The following is a 23731-nucleotide window of genomic DNA, read 5'->3' on the forward strand; positions in this document are numbered from 1 at the left end:
TCAAAGCTGTTGCTGCGGAGGAGGAGCGGACACACCGCGGACTTGTCGGCGTCCGCCGGAAGCGTAAGGTGCCCCGGCGCCGGTGCTATGACACATCGATGATCACGTCCGACCAGAAATCGGAATCGTCCCGCATCTGGGGATCAACGGCACGAAACCGCCCCAGGACGTAATCGCATAGCTCTTGATACGCGACATACGGGTCACTCACATCATCAATTGTGCCGGCCCGCCAAGCAGAGATCTCTGCTTCTCCTGCACGCCTCTGCTCCTCGGCAAGCAGCGGCACGATCAAGTTCCATCGCCATGCGCACTCGACCAAGTAAGTAATCGAGGAGTTGACACGCGTCGAGGGAATTCCGGATGGATAGCGCGACCTCAATTGGGCCATAGCGCCCAAGGATGTAGAACTGCGAACCATCCGGGCCGGACTCGGGTTGCATCGACTCTTGAAAGCCGGCCTCAATGCCGAGCAGGTCGTCAGTCCTTGCTGGTGGCAGACCGTAGGAGAAACAGAACGAGCTTCCCCTGGTCAGACTTTCAAGGCTCTGCTCAAGGATGCGATCCACAGCGACTCGCGCTTCGTTTGCATCCATGAGATCTCCTTCAGCCGTTTCCTCTATCGACCGAACACTGCTCTACGAATGGCCGACAACGCATTGTCCCCTCGCTCGAAGCTCCACGAGAGCGTCGCGTTTGTATATCTAGACATACGCGCATCAATACCCAGTTCGTCGAGGAAATCATCAGCATGCGCCTCGGAATGCCGGCCTCGCACCGTGTTGGTGAAAGTCAGATCAGCTGTCTGGCCATTTGGCAGTTCCACACTGTGCACGGCGACGTTCTGTCCCGACGAGACACCCGCCTGCCGCCTGTGCTGAATTGCGATCTGGCTCAGATCCGTCGAGCCGTAGGCAACCGGACCGCATCCGTTGGTGTTGTGGACCAGAACCGGTGTGGTCCCCGCCAGCGCATAGTAGGTGTGGACGTCGCTGACAGTGAGGTTGTGGACGGTGGCGTCCTGCGCCGTTCGCCGCTCGATCGCGGTGATCTGGACGTAGGTGCGCCCGCCCTGGTCTGGAGCCACTGGCCTGACTTGAGGTCAGTGGCGCGTCGATCCATTCAGGGGCCGCAATACGCCGGTGCGCCGACTCGGGAGGCCAATCCTGCCCGAGCCGGCGGACCGGTCTCTTCCGTCAGTGAAGCGCTACGCACTCCCCCACCAGGTCATGGAGCTCGTAGGCGGCCTCCATCACCCGATCCGCGGTTTCGGCCTTATAAAGGCCCGCGCTCGCTTCCGTCGCGGCGAAGACGTCGACGAGGACGTTCGTTCCCAGCCGCGAAATCACGTCCAACTCCGCCCACCCGTTCTCGCATTCGCGAGGAGCTTCCGTCAGAGCGTCGTAGGCGGCCTGGTCGAACCCCGCCCTCATCCACAGGGACACGTCGAACATCGCCCAGGTGTGGTCGTTCTGGTGGGACTGACGCTCCCGCAGGTGGAGCGCCGACCTCCCTTGGGGCGGTCAGTCTGAGATGCCGTGACCGAGACCCAACTCCGGCCTCACGAACCGCTGGTATGCCAGGGCCCACACGTCGGTCTCGCGGCGTACCCGCCTCATCGTGGACAACGGGTCCTCAGCCCAGCTCTCCAGTAGCAACTCAGTGGCCGCCTGACACGACCGTTCGAAGTCCACGGCGCCCGCGGCACTGTCCAGCCCGGCTTCCAGGAAGCCGACCGTTTCGATGGCACGCGCAGACATCTCGTCGCGAGACACGGCCTCGTCCCGGTCCAGGTACGCGAGGGCGGCAGCGGCAAGGTCTCGGTAACCGGCGAGGAACTCCTCGGGCAAAGGGAGCGCCGGAGCCTGCTCCCACAGCTGGCGGTTCGCCTCCTCAGCCTCTTGGACGAGCCTTGGGTGGATCTCGGAACCGCGCAGATGGCGCCACACGGATCTGACTCCCCCGTCCACGCGGTAGTACAGGGACTGGAGACGGTCATCCGGGCACGCGACGAAAACCGCGCTCCCGATCCGGAGGACCACGGACGCGTTGTAGGCCAGGTCAGCGCCGCGGGCCAAGTCCTGCATGTGTGTGCTCCATCCTGGACAATCACTATGGCCGTTGGGGGGATCGGACACACCGGCTCCCCCCAACTGTCATCGGTCGGCTACCACTCAGCCGTAGTAGCTGACGTAATGGTCGCGCCTCGGCGTGTCAGGAAGTTCTCACACGCGGGGCAGATCGGCCTGCTGACCACGAGCAGGCGCGGCTGGATCTGGAGGATACCCGCCGCCTCGGTCCACAACTTCACCTCGGCATGCCACAGGTCGTCCCTGCCCACAGTCCTAGCCGGCTGCGGGACACGGATGGCAAGGGTGCCCGACCCGAGCGAGGGGAGTGCCGTCCACTGCCTCTGCGTCAGGTCCGCACGGGCTCCCACCGCGACGAGGTCCAACCCACCGCTGGGGGTGTCGGCGTGCAGCGCACCCATGGTGCGCCAGTTCGCGCCTCCTCCGGCGAGGTCGGTCATGTCGTCGACGATGTCCTGGAGGTGGTCAGGATCGGCTCCACCGGTTCCGCAGTTGTGAACGAGTACCGGCGTAGCCCCCGCCAGCACATAGTACGTGTGGACGTCGGAGACGGTCAGGTTGTGAACGGTGGCGCCCTGACCGGTCCACCGCTGGACGGCGGTGACCTGTACATAGGTACCAGTGCTGGTCTGAAGCCACTCGCCCGACTTCAGGTCGGTGGCATCGGTCCACCTGCCGAGTTCGGGGACCCAGAAGGGGTGGCCGTCGGTCGCGGTGACCTCGGCCGTCTTCGTGCCGGCCTCGCCGTCGGTGTCGATGGTGACCTTGACCAGGTGCTTCAGGCCCTCGCCCTTGATCTCGGCCGTGACCGTCTCGATGTGCCGCTCGCCGGTCTTCGGGTTGGTCGCGACGACCTTGTCGCCGGCCTCGACCTTCTCGATCGGCTTGGTGGAGCCGTCAGCCATCAGCACCCTGGTGCCCGGGGTGAAGCTGTTGTTGATCGGGCAGGAACCGCCGCCCCCGCCGTCGGCCTTCCCGGACCCCCCGCTCCCACTGGACCCGCCCTTGTTGCGCGAGGAGCCGCCGGAGTCGCCGCCCGGCTTGGAGCCGCCGCCCTTGCCTCCCCCGCCCGAGGAGCCCTTGCTGGTGGACACCTTCGGGGCGGACTTGGCCTGGGCCTGTTTCTGGACGGCGTTGCCGGTCTTCTTGGTCTGGGCGACCGCCTTGTCCGCCGTTCTCTTGGCCTGTTCGGCGGCCTTCTTCTTCGCTCTCTGCGCGGCCTCCCGCTTCGCCTTCTCGATCGCCGCCTTCTTCGCCCGCAGCGCCGCCGCCTCGGCCGCCTTCGCCGCCTTCAGCACCGCCTCGGCCGCCCGCTTCGCCGCACGGAAGGCCTGGATCGCGTCGATCGTGCGGTTGACCGCCTTCAGCACGGACGGGATCTTGCCCAGCTTGGTCCACGGGATCGCCCCGATGATCAGGCTGCCGCAGGACCACATGTCACCGCCGAAGCAGGCCATGGCGTCGGTGAGACCGATGAAGTCGCTCAGGACACTCCAGGCCGCCCCGAGGATGACCGAGGTCAACGACTTGCCCATCGTGGCCTGCGCCTGCGCCACCTGCGCCGCCGACAGACCCGCGCCCGCCAGAGCCGCCGCCCGCTCGGAGGCGGTCAGCGTGATGGCCAGACCTGTCGGGTCCGAGTGCGTGACCGGGTTGTTGTGCGCGTACGCGTACCCGTTGGACTGCAGTACGTCGTTGAGGTCGAGCACCGGGTCCGCGGACAGGAAGCGTCCGACCACCGGGTCGTACAGACGGGCGCCCAGCGGCACATAGCCGGAGGCGTCGTCACGGGTCGCGCCCAGGAAGCCGGTGTGGGTCTGCAGGTTCTTGCCCACCGTGTCCGCGCCACGCTGGTTGCCGAACGGGTCCTGCTTGCGGATGCGGACCGAGTTCGAGCTGTTGAGTGCGACCTCGGCGTAGGTGCTGCCCTGGTGGTCGCCGGCGAGGGCGACGAGCTGTTCGGTGCCGTTGCCGTAGGCGTAGCGCATGACCGCGCCGCCCGGGGCCGCGTAGGTGCGCTGGGTGTTGACCAGGACGCCGCCCGCCTGGACGGTGACCTCCGCCTCGCCCAGGTACAGGGTGGCCTGCTTGCCCTTGATCGTCAGCAGGCGCGAGCCGTCGGGCCCGTAGATGTGACGGGTGTCGTTCTGCGCCGCCCACTGCTGCTCGGCCTTGGTGCTGTCACAGCCGGCCAGCACGAGCGGGGTCGCGTTCGCCGAGTTGGCGTCCTTGACCGCCAGGCACAGGTTCGAGGCGATGTGGGTGAACTGACCGGAGGCGTTGCGCTTCAGCTCCTGGCCGGCCGAACCGTCGCACTTCTGCAGCTCGACCGCCGATCCGGCCGTGTTCGCGGCCGGCTGCACACACCACTCGTCGTAGACGCGCAGCGTGCCCCGGTCGGGGTCGGTCTGCGTCGCTCCCGGAGTGGGGGTGAAACGCCAGCTCTGCGCCACCGAGGCGTTGCAGGAGTACAGCTGGATCGGCTGGTCGGCGGCCGTCAGACCACTGTTCAGGTCCAGGCACTTGTCCGCCAGACCCACGTACGGCGTCTTGCCACCCGCACCCTGACCCTTGATCCGGTCGACCTTGCCGTCGTAGGTCCAGGTCAGCTCCTGCTTGTCACCGTTGTCCAGCGAGGTGACGGACTTGGTCTCGCCCGTCAGCTCGTACAGGCGCTCCGCCTCCGCACTGACCTGCGCGCCCTGCGGGGTGGTGTAGGTCTTCGACACCTTGGTCAGCGTGTGCGGCTGGGTGCCGTCGGCCTTGCCGTAGGAGTAGGTGGTCGTGGCGTCCTTGGCGGTGTCGCCGGTGAGGTTCTTCTCGGTCAGCTTCGTGCGGTTGCCGACCAGGTCGTACTCGTACTCCTGCCAGTAGCCGGAGTTGTCCGGGCCGACTGCCACGTTGAGCGTGCCGTCGCTGTTCTTCGGGCCGGTGCAGGCGGTCTGGTCCTTGGCGGTCCAGGCCGTCTTCAGCTGACCCAGCGGGTCGTAGCCGAAGCACTGCCGCTCCGCGATGCCGTCCGAGTGCTCCCGGATCGAGGTGACGTTGCCGGCGGGGTCGTAGGTGTACGACCGCTGGGAGACCAGGTTTCCGCCGACCACGGACTTGTCCCCGGTCTGCTCGCGGTAGACCGACTGCTCCTTCAGCTCACCGCTGGACTCGTCGTACGACGCCTGCGTCCACACCCGGTACGGCTGCGCGCCCAGGGTGGAGCGCAACACCTGGCCGTAGGAGTCGTAGACCGTCTCGGCGCCGTACCAGTCCTTGCCGGAGATGGAGAGCGGCTTGCCGTCCTCGTTGTAGCGGACGACGAGCTTCTCGGCGTCGAACCGGCCGACCGCCGGGAGGGAAGCCTCCTCAAGCATGCCCTGGTCGTTGTACGTGTAGCCGTACGTGTACGACGTCTGAAGGCCCCAGGCGGTCGCCACGGGCGACGGCAGGGTCTGGGTGGTCGAGGTCGGCTGGTAGTCCTTGGTGTAGCCGTTGATCCTCTGGGTGTACGCCTGGCCGTCGGTGTAGCGGGTGGCGGTGGCGGGCATGCCCTTGCCGCCGGTGACGGTGTCGTAGGTGAACTCGGCCAGCGGGGTGCCGGTGGCGTTGTTCAGGCGCTGCTGGGTCGGCCGCGACAGTTCGTCGTAGCCGTTCCAGACGGTGATGCCGCGGGCGTTGGTCGTGGTCAGCGGGCGGTCACGGTGGTCGTACGCGGTTTCCGTGGTGCCCGCGTCCGGGTCGGTGGCCGTGATCTGCCGGCCGCGGTGGTCGTACGTCCAGGTCCACGGGTGCGTCGTGTCGGCGGAGCTGGTCGCCTTCGCGAGCCGGCCGTGCGCGTCGTACGTGTACCGCATCGACGTGAAGCCGTCGGGTGCCTCCGAGTTGAACGTGTCGACCCGGGAGGTGCGGCCGAGGGCGTCCGTGTAGACCCGGTAGGAGGAGGCTCCGTCCGGGTTGATCACCTTCGACCAGTCCTCGCCGTACTCGTAGCGGGTGGCCTTCGCCGGGACCGGCTGCGATGTGGCCTCCGTCGTCAGCGGGTCCACGACCTTGAGGACCGGCGTCTCCGCCACGACGCGGCCGAGACCGTCGTAGGTGTAGCGGGTGATGTTGGGGACGGCCGTGTCGGCGAGCGGGGTGAACAGCTCACCCGGCTTGGCCTCGTGGGTGAGGTAGGCGTTGTTGGTCTGCCAGACCTCGCCGGAGCTGTTGTACAGCGTGTCGGTGATCAGGTGACCGCCGCCGTCGGCCTCCTCCTGCGTCTGCCGCTCTCGGCCGAGGCCGTCGTAGAGGGTGACGGAGCTCTCGACGCGGTTCTCGTGGCCGCGCGTGTGGGTGGTGACGTACGGCGGCTTGCGGTCCGGGTTCTCCGGGTCGTACGCCGGGATCGTGTAGACGGCCCGGAAGTCCGGTACGGACGAGCTCGACGGGGTACGGCCGGGCGCCCACGCCTCGACGAGACGGCCCAGCGGGTCGTACTTCGCCTCGCTGACACGGCCGTTGGCGTCGGTCGTCTTCAGGGTGGTCGAACGGCCCGGCTCCAGTTCCTGCTTCTGGGTGTGGCCGAGGGCGTTGGTCTCGGTGACCTCGAAGACCTGGCCGCTGCGGTTCGAGCTGTAGGTGATCGTGCCGGACTTGCCGTCCGGGTCGGTCTGCTCGACCACGCGGCCGACGGTGTCGAACTCGCTGGTGCCGTTGGTCTGGAAGCCGCTGCCGTCGCCCTTCAGCGACCAGGTCTGGGTGGCCAGGCCACGCGTGGTGGAGGCGAGCGCGGTGCCGTAGTCCTGGCCGTCGTACGCGGTGCGGGCGGCGCCGCTGAGCGTCGTCAGGTCGGCGAAGTCCGCGTTCGCGCAGGTGGTCGGCGAGACCAGGACCTGCTTGGACAGGCCGATGAGGTTCTTGCCGGTGTGGTGGACGTACTCCAGCTTGGTGCAGGACTCGTCGCCGGTCCTGCCGGTGTCGCCGAGCGACTCCACCTGGGTGGGCAGGCCGTGGGTCGACTCGTACGTCGTGCTGCTCTTGACGGTCCGCTGGGCGCGGGTGTCGTCGCCGGTGCCGGAGGACTTGGTGTACGCGATCTCCTCGGGCTCCGTGACACGCCAGGCGCGCAGCGGGCTCAGTCCGTCGTCGCGGTCGCGCTTGCCCAGCTCGGTGGCGGCCGGGACGGTGACGCTGCGGGACAGCCAGTCGGTGTCGGCGTCGGACGCGCTGGTGTAGGTGAGCTCTTCGGCGATGCGGCCGGCGAACGGCTCCAGGTCCTTGGCGATCTCGGTGCCGGTGATGTCCGTCACCGGCACGGTGTCGCCCATGCCGCGGAAGTAGCGGGTGACGGACTTGGATTTCTTGCTGCCGATGGCCGACTCGTCCGCACCCGTGATCACCGTGGTCTGCTCGAACCCGGCGAACTGCGAATAGGTGCGCTTGGACTTCTTGGTGAACTCCGCCTCGGCGAGCTTCCAGCCGGCGTTCTTGTACGCGTAGGCGGTCTGGGTGGCGAAGGCGCCGTCGACGTTGGGGAGTTCCTCGATGGACTCCACGACGTACTTGTGGAACCAGTCGATGTCCTGGGCCTCGGGGTCGGGGTGCCAGAACGACGGGTAGCACAGCCGGGTGTTGGACTTCAGCGCCGCGGTGTCGTCCTTGCCGGGCAGGCCCGTGCCCGTGGCGCAGTCACCGGCGGGCTGCTTGTAGGTGACGACGGTCTCGCCGCCGTACTCGTTGATGACGCGCGCGATGCGCAGCCGGGAGAAGCCGGGCCGCGGGTCGTTCGGGCGCTTGACCCGGTTGGGCATGTCCTCCGCGTTGGACTCGAAGCGCACCGCGTTGAGCGTCACGCTGTCGTCCGTGGAGCCGAGCCGGGCGTAGCCGGTGCGCTGGACCGACTCCAGCCACAGGGCGGTGTTCGGACCGGTCTTCAGGACCGGGAAGCTCTGTGTGAGGGTGTACCGGTCCACCACCTGGCGGGCGGTGGTGTCGGTACGGCGCTGCGCCGAGGTCTGGATCTCCGTCAGGCGCTTACGGGTCCAGAACGTCGGTCCGGCGTTCCAGCACTTCTTGCCGGACTCGCACCGCAGGTCGGCGGGGGTGTCGTACCAGATGCGGTACTTGCCCGGGTCCTTGTCGGCGAAGTTCGCGTCGGAGCAGGTCAGTGAGCCCTCGTCGAAGCAGCGCTCGGCGACCGTGAAACCGACGCGGGCCGGGGCGGTCTCGGTGAAGATGTTGTCCTTGCGCTGCCCGTAGTAGATGTGGGACAGGTAGCCGCCGCGGTCGTAGACGACCGGCGCCTTGAAGTTGAAGTTGCGGGCGTAGTGGTTCTGCTCGGTCTTCCACCACAGGGACATGGCGTTGCCGTGGACGTCCTCGACGTAGTCGAGGTTCCAGCGCCAGGCCTGGGTGCACCACGAGCCGGCCCAGTCGCCCGCCTTGTAGCAGTCCTCTTCCGAGTGGTTGCCGTAGACCGGCACGGTCAGCACGGAGTCGGTGACGGGCTGCCCGTCGGTCCAGCCGGGCAGCTTGTGCTTGCCGAAGTGGTAGCGGGTGCCGTCACGGGTGGTGACGACCCAGTACTCGCCGTCCTTGGCGCCGTTGCCGGTCGTGGAGTCCTTGATCCGCTCGACCTTGGCGCCGTCGCCGTTGGCGGTGAACCACGTGCCCTTGTCCTCGTCCCACACCAGCTCGGTGGTCATGCCGCCGAGCGACAGGGTGGCGTTGTTCGAGCCCCAGCACAGGTCCGCCGTGCGGTGCGTGGCGTTGTTCGACCCGGGCTTCTTCGAGTCCTCGCGGCAGTTGGCGTACGTGCGGGTGATGGAGCCCGGGTTGTAGTCCCAGCCGTCGCCGACCCAGGAGGCCTGGTTGTTGGTGGCGGAGGTGCGGCCGTCGACCGACTGCGAGGAGTAGCTCAGCGCCACCTTGGGCATCAGGCCGCCTGCGCTCTCCGGGACCTGCACCTGGTAGGCGTAGGTGAAGGCGCCCGAGGACGCGCCGGCCGACCAGGCACCCGAGGACAGCAGCGGGGTCGCGGTGAAGTCACCGGCGGCGGAGGCGCCGGTGTCCATGGCGCCGATGACCTGCGGGCCGGAGGCGTCGACGGCCTGGAGTGCGTCGCTCCGGGAGAAGGACGCGGTGCGGACCGAGGCACCGGACGTCGTCGAAGCCGCTTCGTCGCCCAGCAGGTCGGCGACCGGAACCGAGCCGGACAGGATCTTGCGGGTGGGGGCGTTCTTGGGAGCCTTGGCCTTGGTGGGCGCATCCTTCGCCGGCACCACCTCCACGGTGCTGCGCAACCGCTCGGCCTTGTCGTCGTCCGCCTTGCCCGACATGGTCTGCACGCCGCCCTCGGCGGCGCAGTCGCCGCTGTCGGGGGAGGTGAGGACGCATTCGGGCAGCAGGACGAGGCCGAAGCGGTCGGCGGCCTGGGGGCCGTAGAGGTCGGCGAAGCCGGTGGTGTCGACGGCGAGCGCGACCTGCGCGGCCGGGTCGGCGTCGGCCGGCGGGGTGACCTGCATGATCATGCCGGAGACGCCCGCGTCCTGGGACGCGGTCGGCGCGGCCAGATCGACCTGCCACTCACCGTCGATCGCGGCCGGGTCGGTGCCGACGGGCACGCCGAGCGCTACGGGCAGGCCGTTGGAGACCGGAACCGTGGTGCCGGGCTCGGCGTCCGAGGTCAGCGTCGCGGTGCCGGTGTTCTCCGTCCAGGGGGTGACGGCGACCGGCGCGTACGGGTCGACGGGGACCTCGGGCGCGGTCGTCAGGTTCTTCTCGGCCTCCTCGTCGCCGTCGAGCGAGGTGCTCTCCGGCAGGTCGGGCAGGTCGATCGGTTCCTCGCGGGTCATGCCGGGGCCGGGGACCGCCCATGCGTCCGCGCCCAGGCTGGTCACCATCAGCGTCGAGGACAACAAAAGGACGGTCGCCACGCGGCCCTGCCGCCGACGCCGTCGCTGAGACTCCGTCCTGGCCAGGCGTCCCCGCCCCAGCCATGACAGTGGACCTTGAGCACGCATACGCGTCGTCGACTCCCACCCCAGGCGATGCAAACGTGCCCGCACCCTCTGTCATGAGCGCCACACACATCAAGATCCGTGAATCGGGGCGAGAAAGGATCCTTGTGGGCTGCGTCACAGTGCATGACACACCAGACAGTCACATCGAGCAACTGATCAGAAATGTGCCGAAATTCCGTTGCTATCGACACACGGCAGGTGACCAAAAGGGCACAGACGCGACTTCCATGAACGATCGTCACGGAATCCTCGACGGCTCATCACAGATTTATAAAACCTTCACACATGGACGAGCTGTACGGATCGTGTGATCGTGTGCGCGCCCATGCCCCGCGGCCTGCCGTCCGGGGCTGTCTGTGCTGTCCCAATCCGCCTGGTCCACACGGGAGTAGACCCCGCCGTGTTCGCGCCGCCTCGTTTTCTCAGCCCCTTCGTGCGCACGCGCACCCGGCTGACACTCACGCTCGGCCTGGTTCTGGCCGCCCTGACCACCGCCCTGCTGCCCTGGCTGCAGCCTGACGAACCATCGGAATCACAGGCGCGCAAGGCGACCGACGCGAAACAGGCGGGGACCGCGCCTCGTGACGAGGCCGCCGCCGCGGCCGAGGCCCGGCGCACCAAGAAGCAGGTGCTCGTCGACACGGCGACCACCGCCACCTCGCTGACCTGGGCCCAGCCGAACGGCCGGCTGCGCACCCGGATCAGCGCCCTTCCCCAGCGGGCGAAGAACGCCGAGGGCAAATGGGCGCCGATCGACAACCGACTGAAGCGGACGGAGGACGCCAACGGCCTCGGCATCCGGCCGGCCAACCCCGCGACGCCGGTTCGGTTCTCCAGCGGCACACCCGGCACGGAAGCCCGCGCCGACCGGTCGTACCAGCGCAGGCCGCTGACGGACGGTCAGGCCGTTCAGGAAACCGTGCTGGCCGAGACGGACATCGACGGTCACACCGTCGCCTACACCTGGCCGGGAACGCTGCCCGAGCCGGTGCTGGACGGCCCGCGCGCCCTGTACTCCGAGGTACTGCCGGGCATCGACCTGCTGCTGGTCGCCCGCGAGGAGGGCGGCTTCGCGCAGCTGCTCGTCGTCAAGACCGAGGAGGCCGCACAGAACGCGGCGCTCGCGACGGTGTCGTACGGACTGCGCTCGAAGACGGCCGTGTTCCAGCACGACGAGACCGCCGGGCGGGTCCTGGTGCTCGACCGGGACGGCAAGGAGATCGGTTCCGTGCCGACCCCCTTCGCCTGGGACTCCAGCGGCCGTGACCCGGAACTGCCCGAGGGCCGGTCCGCGCCGCGCACCTCGGTCGCCACACCGGCCGACGTGCTGAAGCTGTCCGGCCTGAGTGGCATCGAGCCGGGCGCGCACCAGGCCCCGATGCCGATCCACCTGGAGGGCGACAGGACGGGGACGGCCCGGCTCGATCTGCGGGTCGCCGAGACCGGCCTGCTCACCGACGAGGACGTCCGCTTCCCGGTGTTCGTCGACCCGACGCTCAACAGTGGCTGGAAGGCGTGGACGACGGCGTACAAGCCGTACCCGAACACCAGCTTCTGGAACGGCACCAACTTCAGCTCCGGCACCTCCGACGCCCGCGTCGGCCACGAGGACGACACGAACGGCACCGCCCGCTCCTTCTGGCGGATGGGCTACAGCAGCAGCCTGAAGGGCGCGACGATCTCCTCCGCGACCTTCAAGGTGCTCAACAACCACTCCTGGTCCTGCACCAGTCGCGAGTTCCAGTTCTGGCTGACCGGGTCGATCTCGTCCGGCACGACCTGGAACAAGCAGCCGAGCTGGTCGACGCAGCTGCAGAAGAAGTCGTTCGCGCACGGCTGGTCCTCCAGCTCCTGCCCGGACGAGTACGAGTCGTTCAACGTGAAGACCGCCGCCCAGCAGGGCGCGGACAGCGGCTGGTCGACCATCACCTTCGGCATGCGCGCGACCAGCGAGTCCGACACCCAGACCTGGCGGAAGTTCCGGGCGACCTCGGCGACGCTGGAGGTGGACTACAACCGCAAGCCGTACGAGCCCACGGGCGGCAAGTCCACGCCCGGCGGCCCCTGCGAGGTCGGGAGCGCGGGCGTGACCGTCGGCAAGACCAACATCGTGCTGTCGGCGAACGCCAAGGACCCCGACGGCAACCTCAGCAAGCTGCGCTTCCGCTTCTGGAAGACCGGCGGCACCGTCCCGTCCGGCACCCTGGTCACCCCGAACTCCGGCGGAACCGCCACGCTGCCCATTCCCTCCACGTTCCCGCTGGAGGACAAGGCCACCTACTCGTGGGACGTGCGCGCGGAGGACTCCGGCGGCCTGGTCTCGTCATACTTCCCGCCGGGCACCGATCCCTGCCGGATCACCATCGACGCCAGCGCCCCGCCGCAGCCCACGATCGAGAGCGACGACTTCCCCAGCGCCACCTCCGACGGCCAGACCTGGGCGAAGGTCAAGTTCGGTGAGACCGGCGCCATCACCTTCACCTCCGAGGGCGCGACGAAGTTCCAGTACTCCATCGAGGGCCTGAACTGGACATACGTGAACGCCACCAACGGCAGCGCCACCATCGCCGACCTCAGACCACTGCACGCGGGCCCCACCACGGTGAGCGTGTACGCCTACGACCAGTACGGCAACCGGAGCGCCCACTCGAGCCACACCTTCTACGTCCCGCCGCGCGACAAGGCCGACGCCCCTGGCGACACCGGCGGCGACGGCATCGCCGACCTGCTGATGGTGTGGTCCAGCGGCAACCTGTACAGCTGCCCCGGAAGCACCGACGGCGAGCTGAACAGTTGCCTGGGCGCCTCGTACACCTCGGACAAGAAGCTGCACCCGTCGGGCCACTGGTACGACCCGGACACCGGCAAGGCCGCGCTGATCACCCACTACGCGGACACCTACCCCGGCGACGGCATGACCGACCTGTTCGCCGTCACCCCCGACGGCACCTTCTGGATGTACCCCGGTGACGGCTACGGCAGCTTCGACGTCGACAAGCGGCTCAGGGTCCGCCTCCCCCAGGGCACCCCGGCGCCCTCGACCTGGACGCAGATGAAGGCCGTCGGCGACATCACGGGCGACAAGTTGCCCGACCTGCTCCTGCGGACCGGCGCCTCGTTCTGGACGCTGTCCGGCTACACCGGTGCGACCTTCCAGACGGCCACGCAGATGCACAACAGCTCCTGGGACCGACGGGACATCGTCAACGTCGCCGACATCAACGGGGACAACACCCCAGACCTGCTGTGGCGCAACCTGGACAACGGCAACATGTACGTCCGCCACGGCAAGCCCGGCGCCGTCAGCGGCAGCGTCGACCTCACCTCGCTCAAGCTGGCGAGCAACTCCCTCAACGGAGACGTGTCCTACGGAACCAACTGGACCGAGGCCAACGTGTCGACGGCCCTCGGCATCCCCGACGTCAACGGCGACAACATCCCCGACATCTGGGCCCGATCCGGCTCCGACGGCCAGATACGGATCTACCACCCCTCCAGGACCAACACGAACGCCCCCGTGAAGGTCGTCATGACGTCGGACTGGAGTGTGGTCAAGTCCTTCGGCTGACATCGCGCGGTACCGGTTCCACCGGGCCCCGGTCCCCCTGCGGGGCGGCCGGGGCCCGGCCGTCTCCGCTCTCGGCCCCCTCCACGCTCACTCTGCAGAGAAGCGCGCGACGCACGACAGCCGTGACCGACCCGAAGACCGGCGATCCCCGGTTCAAGACCTCACCTTCGCCCCGCTGCCGGTGCCCGTCGCGGGCCCCGCCCACGGCTCTGACGGAGGCGGCGGCACCAGAGGGGACGGCTCAGCGCAGCTTCTGTGCCGCCTCGGTGGCCCAGTAGGTGAGGATGTTCTGCGCCCCGGCCCGCTTGATCCCGGTCAGCGTCTCCAGGATCGCCCGGTCCCGGTCGACCCAGCCCTTCTCCGCGGCGGCCTCGATCATCGAGTACTCGCCGGAGATCTGGTACGCGGCCACCGGTACATCCGCGGCGTCCGCGACGCGGGCCAGAACGTCGAGGTAGGGTCCGGCGGGCTTGACCATCACCATGTCGGCGCCCTCTTCCAGGTCGAGCGCCAACTCCCGCAGGGACTCACGCCAGTTGGCCGGATCCTGCTGGTAGGTCTTCCGGTCACCCTTCAGCGAGGACGCCACCGCCTCCCGGAAGGGCCCGTAGAAGGCGGACGAGTACTTGGCGGTGTAGGCGAGGATCGCCACATCCTCCCGCCCGATCTGGTCGAGCGCGTCCCGGACGACCCCGATCTGTCCGTCCATCATCCCGCTGGGACCCACCACATGAGCCCCCGCATCGGCCTGCACCTGCGCCATCTCGGCGTACCGCTCCAGGGTGGCGTCGTTGTCGACCCGCCCCCGCTCGTCCAGCACGCCGCAGTGACCATGGTCGGTCGTCTCGTCGAGGCACAGATCGGACATCACGAGCAGATCGTCCCCGACCTCGCCGCGCACATCCCGGATGGCCACCTGCAGGATGCCGTCCGGATCGGTCCCCGGTGTCCCGACCGCGTCCTTCTTCGACTCCTCCGGCACCCCGAAGAGCATGATCCCGGAGACCCCGGCCTCCACCGCCTCCACAGCCGCTTTCTTCAGACTGTCCCGTGTGTGCTGCACGACCCCCGGCATCGCCGCGATCGGCACCGGCTCACTCACGCCCTCACGCACGAAGGCGGGCAGGATGAAGTCGGCCGGATGCAGCCGGGTCTCGGCGACCATGCGCCGCATGGCGGGAGTGGTGCGCAGCCGCCGAGGACGCGTACCGGGAAAGGATCCGTACTTCGTCATACGCCCTACGCTACGCCCGCCCGGCCCCCGCCTTTGCCGACGCGTAGTCGGGGTCCGCCCCTTCCTTCCCCGCCGTGCGCCCACCGCACCCCAGGTCCATCCTGAAAGGGACAGAGGATCACAGGACCCGACGGCCGCTCTCCCGCCGCGACCCACCGGTCCGACGTACCCCACGCCCCGACCGGCGACGCCGCCCGAGTGCGGCCGCCGCCCTTCCTTCGCAGCCGGAGAACGCGGAGTACCGGGAGAACGCGATGAGTTCGCCCCACGCCATCCCCGACCTGTTCGCCCTGTCCGACATCCACGGCCCGGTCCTGCGCCCCACCGACCCCGGCTACACCACCGAACTGGCCGGCTTCAACCTGGCCGCACCCCACACTCCCGACCTCGTCGTCGGGGCGACCGGCGCTGACGACATCGTGGCCGCCATGCGCTGGGCGGCAGCCACCCACACCCCCGTCGCCGTCCAGGCGACCGGCCACGGCGCGAACTTCCCCGTCGACCACGGCCTGCTGATCAACACCTCACGGATGACCGACGTACACGTCGACGCACGACAGCGCACCGCCACCATCGCCGCGGGCGCAAAGGCACGGCACGCCCTGGACGCGGCCGCCCCGCACGGCCTCACCATCCTCACCGGCACGTCCACCGACGTCGGCGTGGTCGGCTTCACCCTCGGCGGCGGCCTCCCGATCCTCGGCCGGGCCTACGGATACGCCTCCGACCTGGTCCGCTCCTTCAACGTGGTCACCCCCGACGGAATCCAGCGCCTGGCCGCCCCCACCGAGGAACCGGACCTGTTCTGGGCCCTGCGCGGCGGCCAGGGCAACGTGGGCGTGGTCACCGAACTCGTCACCGATCTGGTCCCCCTCACCCGCCTCCTGGGCGGCGGCATCCACTGCCCCGGCGAGCAGGCGGAGCCGCTGCTGCGTACCTGGAGGGAGTGGACCACCACGGTCCCCGACGAGATGTGCAGCACCTACGACATCCTGCGCCTGCCGCCGATGCCGGACACCCCTGAGCCCGATCCGCTGGGCGGCGGCTTCCTCGCCCGCGTCGCGATCGCCTGGCCCGGCGACCCGGACGAGGGCGAGAGGCTCCTGGCCCCGCTCCGAACCGCGGCACCGGTGCTCCTGGACACGGTGGCGGACATCCCCTGCACGGACATGGACCACGTCTACATAGAGCCGCAGGACCCCCTCCCCGTGAGGGAGTCCTGCGCCCTGCTGCAGGCCCTGCCCCCAAAGGCGCTCTCCGCGTTCCTCCACGCCTGCGGCCCGACGGCACGGTCGGACTACCCGCTCCGCATGGTCGAACTCCGCCACCTGGGCGCCGCCCTGTCCCGCCCGGCCCACACCGAGGACGCGGTCTGCGCCCGGGACGCCGCCTACTTCATGGAGACGATCGGAGTCCCGGCCGACCCCGAGGCCGCCGGGGCGGTGGAGACGGCCACCCGGGCCCTCCACACCGCGATGGCCCCGTACGGCACCGGCCTCACCATGGTCAACGTCCACGGCAGGCCGGGCGACGCACTCGACCGGGCCCGAGCCTGGACCCCGGAGATCTACGACCGCCTGCGCCACACGAAGGCGACGTACGACCCACAGAACCTGCTCCGCTTCGGCCACGCGGTGCCGCCGGCGGCGTAACCTCCCTACGTCGTCCGCCTCCGCCGAGCCCCCGGCCGCCGCTCACTGGGCCGAGTAACCGGATCCCCGGCCTCCACAGCCGCCGCCCGCCGCCGCATCCCGAAGTCGGCGAGCGCCTCCGCCAGCTTGTGCACGCTCGGCTCCGGAGCCATCACATCCACCCGGAGCCCATGCTCCTCGGCAGTCTTCGCCGTAGCAGGACCAATACAGGCGATCACAGTCACGTTGTGCGGCTTGCCCGCGATGCCGACCAGGTTCCGGACCGTCGACGAGGACGTGAAGAGGACCGCGTCGAAGCCGCCACCCTTGATGGCCTCGCGGGTCTCCGCCGGAGGCGGCGAGGCACGGACCGTGCGGTAGGCCGTGACGTCATCGACCTCCCACCCCAGCTCGATCAACCCCGCCACCAACGTCTCAGTAGCGATATCAGCCCGAGGCAGGAAAACCCGGTCAATCGGATCAAACACCGGGTCGTACGGCGGCCAGTCCTCCAACAACCCAGCCGCCGACTGCTCCCCACTCGGCACCAGATCCGGCTTCACACCAAAAGCAACCAGCGCCTTGGCCGTCTGCTCCCCCACCGCCGCGACCTTGATCCCCGCGAAGGCCCGAGCATCCAGCCCGTACTCCTCGAACTTCTCCCGAACCGCCTTCACCGCGTTCACCGAGGTGAACGCGATCCACTCATAACGGCCCGTCACCAGCCCCTTGACCGCCCGCTCCATCTGCTGAGGCGTCCGCGGCGGCTCGACAGCGATCGTCGGCACCTCATGCGGCACGGCCCCGTACGACCGCAACTGGTCGGAAAGCGAAGCCGCCTGCTCCTTGGTCCGCGGCACGAGCACCTTCCAGCCGAACAACGGCTTGGACTCGAACCACGACAACTGCTCCCGCTGAGCCGCGGCGGATCGCTCCCCGACCACGGCTATCACAGGCCGCCCACCCTCGGGCGACGGCAGCACCTTCGCCTGCTTCAACGTCTGCGCGATCGTCCCCAGCGTCGCCGTCCACGTCCGCTGCCGCGTCGTCGTACCCGCGACAGTCACGGTCATCGGCGTATCCGGCTTACGCCCCGCCGACACCAGCTCACCCGCAGCCGCGGCCACCGCATCGAGCGTCGTCGACACGACCACCGTCCCGTCCGACGCCCCGACCTCCGTCCAGCACCGATCGGAAGCCGTCCGCGCGTCCACGAACCGCACATCCGCACCCTGCGCGTCCCGCAACGGCACACCGGCATACGCCGGCACCCCGACCGCGGCCGCGACACCGGGCACGACCTCGAACGGAACACCCGCCGCGGCGCAGGCGAGCATTTCCTCGGCGGCGTACGTATCTAGTCCCGGGTCCCCGGACACCGCACGGACGACCCGCCTGCCGCCCCGCGCGGCCTCCATGACAAGATGTGCGGCATCCCTCACAGCGGGGGCACCAACGGTTGTTGACGCGCCGTCAACAACCGTCAGCTGAGGCGTGCCCGTGCCCGGACCGAGGTCCGAAGAAGGACCCGGCTCCGTGTTCACGACGGCGACGCCCGGCCTGGCGTGCGTACGTACCACGTCGAGCACCTCGTGCTCGGCGACGAGTACATCCGCGTTCGCCAGCGCCTCGACGGCGCGCAGAGTCAGCAGTCCCGGATCCCCGGGTCCGGCACCGAGGAAGGTGACGTGCCCGTGTTCCGGACCGGCGGCGGGAAGGGTGGTGGGGCTCAATGTGCTCGCTCCCCCATCAGACCGGCCGCGCCCTGGGCGAGCATCTCGGCGGCGAGTTCGCGGCCGAATGCCACAGCCCCCTCGTGCGTCTCGGGTACGGGACCGGTGGTGGACAGCTGCACCGTCCGGGTGCCGTCGGTCGTGCCGACGACGCCCCGCAGGCGCATTTCCTTGACAATCTGCCCGTCGGCCAACAGGTCGGCCAGCGCCCCCACAGGGGCGGAGCAGCCGGCCTCCAGGGCGGCGAGCAGTGAGCGCTCGGCAGTCACGGCGGCCCGCGTGAACGGGTCGTCGAGCTCTCCGAGCGCGGCGATCAGGTCCGCGTTGTCCGCGGCGCACTCGATCGCCAGTGCCCCCTGGCCGGGGGCGGGCAAAACCGTGTCGACCGACAGGAAGTCGGTCACCTCGTCGATCCGGCCGATCCGGTGCAGTCCGGCGGCGGCCAGCACGACGGCGTCGAGCTCGCCCTTGTGGACGTACCCGATCCGGGTGTCGACGTTGCCGCGGATCGGCACCGTCTCGATGTCCAGCCCGTGCCCGCGCGCGTACGCGTTCAGCTGCGCCATCCGGCGCGGCGAACCCGTGCCGATGCGCGCCCCGCGCGGCAGGTCGGTGAACTTCAGCGCGTCCCGGGCGACGATCACGTCCCGCGGGTCCTCGCGCAGCGGTACGGCGGCCAGGACCAGGTCCTCGGGCTGCGTGGTCGGCAGGTCCTTCAGCGAGTGCACCGCGAAGTCGACGTCACCGCGCAGCAGCGCGTCCCGCAGCGCGGTCACGAACACACCGGTGCCGCCGATCTGCGCGAGGTGCTCGCGCGAGACATCGCCGTACGTGGTGATCTCGACGAGCTCGACACGCCGTCCGGTCACCTGGCTCACGGCTTCCGCCACCTGCCCGGACTGGGCCATGGCGAGCTTGCTCCGCCTGGTCCCCAGCCTGAGCGCCTTCTCACTCATCGTGACCCTCGGTTCTTCTCGGTGCTGTCCTCGGCCCGGGAGACGGAGGCCACCGTCTCGGGGTCGAGGTCGAACAGGGTCCGCAGCGCGTCCGCGTACCCGGCGCCGCCGGGCTCGGCCGCGAGCTGCTTGACCCGTACGGTCGGCGCGTGCAGCAGCTTGTCGACGACCCGGTGCACGGCCTGCCGGATCTCGCCGCGCTGCTTGTCGTCCAGACCGGGCAGCCGCCCGTCCAGCCGGGCGATCTCGCTCGCCATGACATCGGCGGCCATCGTCCGCAGCGCGACCACGGTCGGCGTGATGTGCGCGGCCCGCAGGGCGGCCCCGAACGCCGCCACCTCGTCCGAAACGATACGCCGGACCTCGTCGACGTCGGCCGCCATCGGAGCGTCCGCGGACGCCTCCGCCAGCGACTCGATGTCCACCAGCCGCACCCCGGCCAGCCGGTGCACGGCCGCGTCGATGTCCCGCGGCATCGCGAGGTCGAGCAGGAACAGCACCGGCTCGGGGCGCGGCACCTCGGCGACCGGCTCGGGCTTGCGGAGCTCTGGGACCCGGCCGACGGTGGCCGCCGTCGCGGCCAGCGCACTGATCAGCTCGGGCTCCACCTCGGGCGCCCGGCGCGCCGCCTCCCGCCGCTCGACCGCGCTGCCGGCGGCCCACGCGGCGTGCTGCTCCAGCGTCGCCGCGTCCATCCCGGCCACGGCGGCCTCGCCCATCACGGAGAAGCCGGGAGTGGTCAGGTCCAGCGGGCAGTTCTCGTCGGCACCCACCGAGGTGGGCGGCAGCGGCGTCTGCCGTACGTCCGTCATCGGCGCCGTACGGGCTTCCCCGGCGGCCTCCTCCACCCGCGCGGGTCGGCCGGTACGGCCCTCGACCGCGCCGGCGATCTCCTCGGCGCACAGGACCAGGCCGGTGGCGCCGGTGCAGGAGACGGCGATGTCGGCACGTGTCAGCTCGGCCCGTACCGACTCCATCGGTACCGCCCGGGCCGACACGTCCGTGTCGTCGGCCTGGTTCAGGATCTGCGCGAGGCGCTCGGCGCGGTCGAAGGTGCGGTTGGCGATGACGACCTCGCCGACCCCGGCCCGCGCCAGCGTCGCGGCCGCCAGCGACGACATCGACCCGGCGCCGATGACCAGCGCCTTCTTGCCCCGCGCCCACTTCTCCACGGCCCCGCCGGAGGCCAGCTGCTCCAGACCGAAGGTGACCAGGGACTGCCCGGCGCGGTCGATGCCGGTCTCGGTGTGGGCGCGCTTGCCGACCCGCAGCGCCTGCTGGAACAGGTCGTTCAGCAGCCGCCCGGCGGTGTGCAGCTCCTGCGCGCGGGCCAGCGAATCCTTTATCTGGCCGAGGATCTGCCCCTCGCCGACGACCATCGAGTCCAGCCCGCACGCCACCGAGAACAGGTGGTGGACGGCGCGGTCCTCGTAGTGCACGTAGAGGTACGGCGTGAGCTCGTCCAGACCGACCCCGCTGTGCTGGGCGAGGAGCGTGGACAGCTCGGCGACACCGGCGTGGAACTTGTCCACGTCGGCGTACAGCTCGATGCGGTTGCAGGTGGCGAGCACCGCGGCCTCGGCGGCCGGTTCGGCGGCGACCGTGTCCTGCACCAGCTTGACCTGGGCGTCCGCGCTCAGCGCGGCCCGCTCCAGCACACTGACCGGTGCGCTGCGGTGACTCAGTCCGACGACGAGCAGACTCATGCCGGCATCACGGCGGGTACGTCCCCGTCTGGCCCCTTGTCGGCGGACTCCTTGCGCGTGACGGCGGCCGGGCCGCCGCCGTCGGGGGTCGCGGCCTCCTCGCCGGCCTTGCGCTGCTCGTGGAAGGCGAGGATCTGCAGCTCGATGGAGAGGTCGACCTTGCGCACGTCGACGCCGTCCGGCACGGACAGCACGGTCGGCGCGAAGTTCAGGATGGAGGTGACACCGGCGGCGACGAGACGGTCGCACACCTGCTGGGCGGCGCCCGCGGGGGTCGCGATCACGCCGATCGACACGCCGTTGTCCTGGATGATCTTCTCCAGGTCGTCGGTGTGCCGCACGGGGATCCCGGCGACCGCGCGGCCGGTGAGCGCGGGGTCGGCGTCGATGAGCGCGGCGACCCGGAAGCCGCGGGAGGCGAAACCGCCGTAGTTGGCGAGCGCGGCGCCGAGGTTACCGATACCGACGATCACAACCGGCCAGTCCTGGGTGAGGCCGAGTTCGCGGGAGATCTGGTAGACGAGATACTCGACGTCGTAACCGACACCACGAGTGCCGTAGGAGCCGAGGTAGGAGAAGTCCTTGCGGAGCTTCGCGGAGTTGACCCCGGCCGCGGCCGCCAGTTCCTCGGACGAGACCGTGGGTACCGAGCGCTCCGACAGCGCCGTCAGGGCTCGGAGATACAGCGGAAGACGGGCGACGGTGGCCTCGGGAATCCCTCGGCTACGGGTCGCCGGTCGGTGAGTTCGGCCAGTTGCCACGGTGCTCCTGCGGGTAGAGCGGGGCTGCAGGCGGTCATACGTCCCCGGACCGCCCCGTCGAATGCAGGCTATGTCTTTGTGAACGCGTGCACAAAGATGGTGTCCGATTTGCCCGGCCAACGTGACCGGGGTCACGCGCGGTCCGCCGGGCGACGGCGCAGGTGGCGACAGGGGGGCCACAATCGAACACTCTCCTGAAAAGTTCCCGCCCCCGAGACCAGATCTCGTCGATCCTAAGCCAAGGTGAGCGCCCTGTTACCCGGTGAGGCGCTCGGCGAGCTACTCGGTGAGTGCCTTGCGGAGGCGGGCCTCGTTCACCCGCCAGAACGTGTGCTGCGCGCCGTCCACCAGGACGACCGGAATCTGTTCCCAGTACTTGTCGTGGAGTTCCTTGTCCTGGGTGATGTCCTTCCGCTCCCACGGCACGCCGAGGTCGGCGCAGACCTTCTCGATCACCTGCTGGGCGTCCTCACACAGGTGGCAGTCGGGCTTGCCGATGAGGGTGACGAGGCGGTCGTGCGGCGCGGCGGGCTTCCTGCGGCGGAAAATCGGGCTCATGCCGGCCATTCTCGCGCCGCGACACGCGGTTGTTTAACGGCCCGGTCGCGGAGAGTTCACGGCGTTCCAACCTCTCGACTCCGGAAGCTCCGAACAAAATGGCTATGCTCACGCCATGGCCGCTCTCGGATGGCTCACTCCCCGTAGGCGCTCCGCCACGGCGCGGAGCGTGTTGGCAGGCGAGGCCGCGGCGGAGGCCGCGCGCAAGACACAGGACACCTCCGTCGCCGCAGTCGGCGAGGAGCCGGAGTTTCCCGTGCGCGGCGACGAGAAGGCCGCCGCGTTCTTCGACCTCGACAACACCGTGATGCAGGGTGCCGCGCTGTTCCACTACGGGCGGGGGCTGTACAAGCGGAAGTTCTTCGAGACCCGTGATCTCGCGAAGTTCGCGTGGCAGCAGGCGTGGTTCCGGCTGGCCGGGTTCGAGGATCCGGACCACATGCAGGACGTGCGGGAGTCGGCGCTGTCGATCGTCAAGGGGCATCGGGTGGCCGAGCTCCAGTCGATCGGCGAGGAGATCTACGACGAGTACATGGCCGAGCGGATCTGGCCGGGGACTCGGGCGCTGGCGCAGGCTCACCTGGACGCCGGGCAGAAGGTGTGGCTGGTGACGGCCGCGCCGGTGGAGATCGCACAGGTGATCGCGCGGCGGCTGGGGCTGACGGGTGCGCTCGGGACCGTGGCGGAGTCGGTGAACGGCGTGTACACGGGCAAGCTCGTGGGCGAGCCGTTGCACGGGCCGGCGAAGGCGGAGGCGGTGCGTGCGCTGGCGGCGGCGGAGGGGCTGGACCTCTCGCGCTGCGCCGCGTACAGCGACTCGCACAACGACATTCCGATGCTGTCTCTGGTGGGGCATCCGTACGCCATCAATCCCGACAGCAAGCTGCGCAAGCACGCCCGGGAGAAGGACTGGCGCCTGCGGGACTACCGGACCGGGCGCAAGGCGGCGAAGGTCGGGATTCCGGCTGCGGCTGGGGTGGGGGCGGTGGCGGGTGGTACCGCGGCGGCCATCGCACTCCATCGCCGCCGGCGGTAGCGCCTGCGGCGGGCCTGCTCGGGTTTGGTGGGGGTTGCTGTAGCGCCTGACGCCGGGTGGTGGGGCGGGGCCGTGTCGGGGGGTGTCCGTCCTCGGAACGGCGCGGAATCGGTCACTTACCAACGCCCCCGTGTTGACGCGCCAACCGCTGCGGGCGGACACCCCCCGACACGGCCCCTTCCGTGCGTGGGCGAGTGCGGCTTACATCTGGGTGCGGGCAGCCGGTACCCGTAAGCCGCGGCAGTGCCCTCCGCTTCAGCCGCAGCGCGCGGGGCCGCCACGCCCGGGGTCTGGTGCAACGTGGGGCACATTCGAAACGGGGGCCAATCCAGACCCTGTACCCACGGCGCGCACCTCGCAGTCCCCTCATCCGCACCCGGCCACAACACGCCCCTTACCGACCCCGAAGTCGAGCCCAATCGATCAACAAGCTGTCACTATGCGGCACTTGATCGGCCGTCAAT

14 protein-coding genes and 1 pseudogene are annotated in these 23731 nt (G+C 69.5%); 3 read left to right on the forward strand and 12 right to left on the reverse strand.

Annotation, left to right across the window (positions count from 1 at the left end; genetic code table 11):
• Window positions 1-85 precede the first annotated feature (85 nt).
• From I2W78_RS41670 to I2W78_RS16365, 6 genes and pseudogenes are all read right to left on the reverse strand, one after another.
• Window positions 86-289 carry a hypothetical protein gene (locus I2W78_RS41670; RefSeq protein WP_374222673.1) on the reverse strand — a complete coding sequence of 68 codons (204 nt, stop codon included), beginning with the start codon at window positions 287-289 and terminating at the stop codon, window positions 86-88.
• Entirely contained in the window at window positions 216-596 is a 381-nt protein-coding gene (locus tag I2W78_RS40470) for a hypothetical protein (protein ID WP_230885471.1), read from the reverse strand. The genes I2W78_RS41670 and I2W78_RS40470 overlap by 74 nt, the downstream gene beginning before the upstream one ends.
• A gap of 335 nt (window positions 597-931) precedes the next feature.
• A pseudogene (locus I2W78_RS41850) lies at window positions 932-1124 on the reverse strand (polymorphic toxin-type HINT domain-containing protein); the annotation flags it as partial.
• A 72-nt stretch (window positions 1125-1196) separates the two neighbouring features.
• Window positions 1197-1454: a hypothetical protein gene (locus tag I2W78_RS16355; RefSeq protein ID WP_196460683.1), complete on the reverse strand. Its 258-nt coding sequence runs from the start codon at window positions 1452-1454 to the stop codon at window positions 1197-1199.
• Between the two features lie 69 nt (window positions 1455-1523).
• Entirely contained in the window at window positions 1524-2087 is a 564-nt protein-coding gene (locus I2W78_RS16360) for a hypothetical protein (protein WP_196460684.1), read from the reverse strand.
• Between the two features lie 80 nt (window positions 2088-2167).
• Window positions 2168-9964 carry a ricin-type beta-trefoil lectin domain protein gene (locus I2W78_RS16365; RefSeq protein WP_230886268.1) on the reverse strand — a complete coding sequence of 2599 codons (7797 nt, stop codon included), beginning with the start codon at window positions 9962-9964 and terminating at the stop codon, window positions 2168-2170.
• 553 nt (window positions 9965-10517) lie between these two features.
• Here I2W78_RS16365 and I2W78_RS16370 point away from each other — a divergent pair.
• Window positions 10518-13652 (forward strand): DNRLRE domain-containing protein, encoded by a 3135-nt coding sequence (locus I2W78_RS16370; RefSeq protein ID WP_307783702.1) that lies wholly within the window; start codon window positions 10518-10520, stop codon window positions 13650-13652.
• 241 nt (window positions 13653-13893) lie between these two features.
• Here I2W78_RS16370 and hemB read toward each other — a convergent pair whose 3' ends face one another.
• Entirely contained in the window at window positions 13894-14886 is a 993-nt protein-coding gene (hemB, locus tag I2W78_RS16375) for a porphobilinogen synthase (protein ID WP_196460687.1), read from the reverse strand.
• A gap of 254 nt (window positions 14887-15140) precedes the next feature.
• Between hemB and I2W78_RS16380 the strand changes: the two genes are divergently transcribed.
• On the forward strand, window positions 15141-16538 hold the full coding sequence (locus I2W78_RS16380) for an FAD-binding oxidoreductase (RefSeq protein WP_196460689.1): 1398 nt from the start codon (window positions 15141-15143) through the stop codon (window positions 16536-16538).
• A 5-nt stretch (window positions 16539-16543) separates the two neighbouring features.
• Here I2W78_RS16380 and I2W78_RS16385 read toward each other — a convergent pair whose 3' ends face one another.
• From I2W78_RS16385 to I2W78_RS16405, 5 genes are all read right to left on the reverse strand, one after another.
• Window positions 16544-18250 carry a bifunctional uroporphyrinogen-III C-methyltransferase/uroporphyrinogen-III synthase gene (locus I2W78_RS16385; RefSeq protein ID WP_196460691.1) on the reverse strand — a complete coding sequence of 569 codons (1707 nt, stop codon included), beginning with the start codon at window positions 18248-18250 and terminating at the stop codon, window positions 16544-16546.
• Window positions 18247-19206, reverse strand: a complete 960-nt coding sequence (gene hemC, locus I2W78_RS16390) for a hydroxymethylbilane synthase (protein WP_196460693.1) — start codon at window positions 19204-19206, stop codon at window positions 18247-18249. Before hemC ends, I2W78_RS16385 begins: the two co-directional genes overlap by 4 nt.
• Window positions 19203-20912, reverse strand: coding sequence for a glutamyl-tRNA reductase (locus I2W78_RS16395; protein WP_196460695.1), 1710 nt, complete (start codon window positions 20910-20912; stop codon window positions 19203-19205). Before I2W78_RS16395 ends, hemC begins: the two co-directional genes overlap by 4 nt.
• Window positions 20909-21673, reverse strand: coding sequence for a redox-sensing transcriptional repressor Rex (locus I2W78_RS16400; RefSeq protein WP_196460696.1), 765 nt, complete (start codon window positions 21671-21673; stop codon window positions 20909-20911). The genes I2W78_RS16395 and I2W78_RS16400 overlap by 4 nt, the downstream gene beginning before the upstream one ends.
• A 279-nt stretch (window positions 21674-21952) precedes the next feature.
• A complete protein-coding gene (locus I2W78_RS16405) occupies window positions 21953-22240 on the reverse strand; it encodes a glutaredoxin family protein (protein ID WP_196460697.1) in 288 nt (95 codons plus the stop codon).
• Window positions 22241-22346: 106 nt separating this feature from the next.
• Here I2W78_RS16405 and I2W78_RS16410 point away from each other — a divergent pair, with 106 nt between their 5' ends.
• The gene (locus I2W78_RS16410; RefSeq protein WP_196460698.1) at window positions 22347-23267 is read left to right on the forward strand and encodes an HAD family hydrolase; all 921 of its coding nucleotides are present in this window, start codon (window positions 22347-22349) and stop codon (window positions 23265-23267) included.
• Window positions 23268-23731: the final 464 nt, after the last annotated feature.

The organism is Streptomyces spinoverrucosus, from assembly GCF_015712165.1.
Classification (GTDB): domain Bacteria; phylum Actinomycetota; class Actinomycetes; order Streptomycetales; family Streptomycetaceae; genus Streptomyces; species Streptomyces spinoverrucosus_A.